At 32.1% G+C, this 4128-nt stretch carries 3 protein-coding genes; 2 read left to right on the top strand and 1 reads right to left on the bottom strand.

What is annotated here, in order from left to right; genetic code table 11:
- The first annotated feature begins 232 nt into the window (after positions 1-232).
- Positions 233-466 carry an ATP-dependent Clp protease proteolytic subunit gene (locus tag ACLUJM_RS13075; RefSeq protein WP_412413007.1) on the top strand — a complete coding sequence of 78 codons (234 nt, stop codon included), beginning with the start codon at positions 233-235 and terminating at the stop codon, positions 464-466.
- A 125-nt stretch (positions 467-591) separates the two neighbouring features.
- The gene (locus ACLUJM_RS13070) at positions 592-2433 is read left to right on the top strand and encodes an IS1634 family transposase (protein ID WP_106988960.1); all 1842 of its coding nucleotides are present in this window, start codon (positions 592-594) and stop codon (positions 2431-2433) included.
- 317 nt (positions 2434-2750) lie between these two features.
- On the opposite strand, the gene ACLUJM_RS13065 is transcribed toward ACLUJM_RS13070, so the two are convergent.
- On the bottom strand, positions 2751-3725 hold the full coding sequence (locus tag ACLUJM_RS13065; RefSeq protein ID WP_227280108.1) for an IS1595 family transposase: 975 nt from the start codon (positions 3723-3725) through the stop codon (positions 2751-2753).
- Positions 3726-4128 lie beyond the last annotated feature (403 nt).

Raw genomic sequence — 4128 nt, 5'->3', positions numbered from 1 at the left:
ATATTCCTCCTTGTAAATAGCTTTTATGCCATTATTATAAGTCAAAAACTTCACAAAAGCAACTACTACAACGTTGATTTCTTGTATAAGATGCATTAATTTTTCCTTTATTTTTCAATTAATTCCCATTTCATCACATCGTTAGCGCTTACACTTTTTTTACTTCTTTTTTATTTTTTATTAAGAATATTTTTCCACTTTTATTTCTATAATAACGTATGGAGGTTATTTTATGCATCTTATCCCTACTATCATAGAAAAAGATCATCAATATCATTATGCTTACGATATTTATTCCAAATTACTTGAAGAAAGAATTATTCTTCTGACCGGTACAATTGACGACGCTATGTCAAGCTCTATTATTGGTCAATTACTCTATCTCGAAGCTAAAGATAGTCACAGTGATATTTATCTTTATATTAATTCACCTGGAGGAAGTGTATCTGCCGGTTCGGGAGTTTAACACTTGCTCATAGTCGAAATAGCCAAATGTCGTTTATGTACGGCTTTTTTTTCGTCAAATTTTTATTTTTTACTGTTGTATGTGTTGTAATTGTGATATAATAGTTGTAAAGGATGGCTGCTTCTATGAAACTGTATTATGATAAACGACTTAAAGATCCTACTTACTATATTCAGCAGGGATTTAGAAATGGTAAAAAAACGACAACCAAAAATATCAAAAGATTAGGTAAACATTCTGAGCTTCTTCTTATAACGGATAATCCCTTGGAATACGCTAAAAACGAAGTAAAAAAAATGAATGAGGAATATCGTTCTGGCAGATCTGAATTCATTGTTACTATGGACTTTAATGAAAGAATCCCTTCTACAGATTCTCCTTGTTCGAATTCTACTAGTTTGAACATTGGATATCTGTATCTTAAGGATATCTATGCCAAATTGAATCTGTCTGATTTTTTTAAATCAGTTTCTTCTGACCGAAAGATCACCTACGACTGTAATAAAATCTGTCAGTTTCTTACCTATGCAAGGATTCTGGATCCTGCCAGTAAATATGGAACATACGATAAACTTGATACATACTATGAGAAACCTCAGGTTGAATACCAACATATGATTCGTTTCTTGGATATTCTAGACAGAAACAGTGACCAATATTTAAAACATCTTTTTGACAATTCCGAAAACATCGTTAAACGAGATACTTCAGTTATGTACTATGACTGTACAAACTATTTCTTTGAAACAGAAAAGCCTGATGAGGAGATCGTTGACGAAGTTACTGGAGAAATTATCCTTGGACTTCGTCAGTTCGGAATCAGTAAGGAAAACAAGACATCTCCTATTGTTGAAATGGGGCTTATCATGGACAGCCGTGGAATCCCTATTTCTATGTGTATTCATCCAGGAAACACAAATGAACAGCTTACTGCCGTTCCACTTGAAAAAGAAGTTATAAAAATGACCGGAAACAAAAAGTTCATATATTGTGCGGATGCAGGACTTGGATCCTACAATATCCGTAAATTCAATGATATGGGTGGTAGAGCCTATATTGTTACACAGTCAGTAAAAAAACTTGGACAAGAGATCAAAGATATCGTATTCAACGATTCAAACTACCGTCTATTGTCAAATGACGATGCGATCACATTGAAAGAAATGCGAACATTTAATAAAAAAGACGCAAACAATCTAAGTCTATACAATGATTTTGCCTATAAAGTGATTCCCGCCAACACGGCCATGGATACAGGACTTTATGAAGAAAAAGTATACAAGAACGGTCGAACAAAAAAAGTAAAAGCCAAAGGAACATTACATCAATATATCATTGTCACTTTCTCTAGAAAGATGATGGAATACCAAAGGACTATCCGCGAAAGACAGCTTGAACGTGCTAAAAAGTTATTAAGACTTAAAGATCCTGAAAAAATAAAAAAAGGACCCAACGATATACGTCGATTCCTTAAGAACACATCATCTGATACAGCTAATTATGTATTGGATATGGATAAAATCCATGAAGAAGAAAAATACGATGGATTCTATGCCGTCGCAACAAATCTTGACGATTCAGCCAAAGACATCCTAGCAGTAGCTCAAAATAGATACAAAATCGAAGACTGTTTTAGAATCATGAAGACTAATTTCGATGCAAGACCAGTATTCTTGAGAAAGCCAGAAAGAATACGTGCACATTTCTTGATCTGCTACACTGCACTACTTATATACAGGCTTATGGAGTGCAAGTTGGATGACAACTTAACTCATGTAACAACATCAAACCTAATAAAAACATTGCGAAATATGAATGTCGTAAATATGGATGACATGTACTACAAATCCATCTATAGTGGTAGTCAGGCATTAGATGCATTAGAAAGATGTTTCGAGCTACAACTAAACAGAAAGTACTATAGACCAAGTGATTTAAACAAAATAGTAAAAAAATATTCAAAATAGAAATCACATACAACATTTCAAAAAAACGAAAGTGCTAGATTAAACCTTGAATAAAGGCTTTCTAGCACTTTTTACTTTTTCAACTGTCAAACTCGGGATTTTAACATAGAAATGACACGATAAATAGGGCAACTCAAATAAAAAAAGAGAATTTCACATTCTCTTACACAATTTTTCCCGTCTTTAGAGGTTTGCACCATGAATGTTTAGAGGCTATTCTGAGAAAAAGTTGAGATTCTTCAGTATTTATCGTTGTTTTTTGTGCTTTAAATTTATTTTATTTCTATTAATCTACAATCGTGTGGTTGACAAATCCTTTATTTACGGGTATATCTAGTTCTTTCAAGTATCAAATGCCTTAATATACGCTCACTTTTTGGCCATTTGTCATTGTCACGTTTACAACGCTGTAAATAAATGAACCAATTTAAATATGTTTGTAAGTTTTCTACATCCATACCAATAAATCTCCATATGTATCTTTTAATCCAACTGCACATGTTATTTATAAGGCCCATTTTTTCAAAATATGATGAATCTTTTGTGTTGGCCTTATATACCTCCGATTTTAAATTCAATTCACGAATTAACTTATTATGTGCTTTTTCTCCATCATGAACAATTATTGAATTTGGTCTTATATGATTATGCAATGTTTTATATATACGGTCGCTAGAAGGTTTTCCATGACCACATATAATTGCTACCATATTTTTATTGGAATCTATGGCAACTACTATACATATTTGAGTTTTAGATAATCCTCTGGGTTTTTGATTAATATAATCTGAACCCAAAACATTATAATCTTCAATATAGGTTTCATCAATCCATATTCTTCCACTTAATTGGAGAGTATCTTGATATCCATTTACTGTTTGAAATATCTTATTTCGCCATAAATTCGCTGTATTTGAGCTTATTTCTAACACTTCTATACATTGTTGTAACGGAACGTTAAAAGTCATTAGTTGAATATATTTCAATATCTTATGAAAAGATATCTTACTTGAATTGAAAACGGAATCCGATAATAATGTATAAGAACATCCACAATTCTCACATTTAAAACGTTTGTGATAAGCTGGAGTATGACCATTTTCAATATAGTTTTCACATGAGCACTTAGGACACATCGGTTTTCTACCGTATTTAATAGCTGCATCTTCTAGGTTAGTAACACCATATAAATCATAATCTTTTCTATTGTTGATGCATTCAATCAAAAGATCTAGTTTATCTTCGGGTAAACTAAAAACAAAATCCTTAAAAGGATTTTCAAAATTAGACATAAAAAACATCCTCAACATGTCTAAGCAGCCATTCGGTGAGGATGTCGCCAAACAAAGTTCCAAATGACTGCTTAGACATTAACTTTCTTTGGCTTTTTAATTATAACAGATTCATAAAACGGATACACTACTTTCATTTTGTCAACCACACGATTGTAGATTAATAGAATTTTATTTTTTTATTTATTTGGTATAATTATGGTGTAATTGTGTAATGTTTGGAGGACACTTTCTATGGCCTATTTTCTTAAAAAAACAAAACGAAATGACAGACTTTATCTTTCCATCTATGAGAGTTTTTATTCTCCAGAAACCAAGAACACCCGACATAAAAGTTTTCGTAAAATCGGGTTCGTTGATGCTCTTATCGAACAAGGTATAGATGATCCAATCTCTCATTTTC

It is taken from the genome of Finegoldia sp. (genome assembly GCF_046991905.1).
In the GTDB taxonomy this organism is placed as follows: domain Bacteria; phylum Bacillota; class Clostridia; order Tissierellales; family Peptoniphilaceae; genus Finegoldia.
Note: the sequence above shows the minus strand (reverse complement) of the source record. Positions and strands in the feature narration are given on the sequence as shown.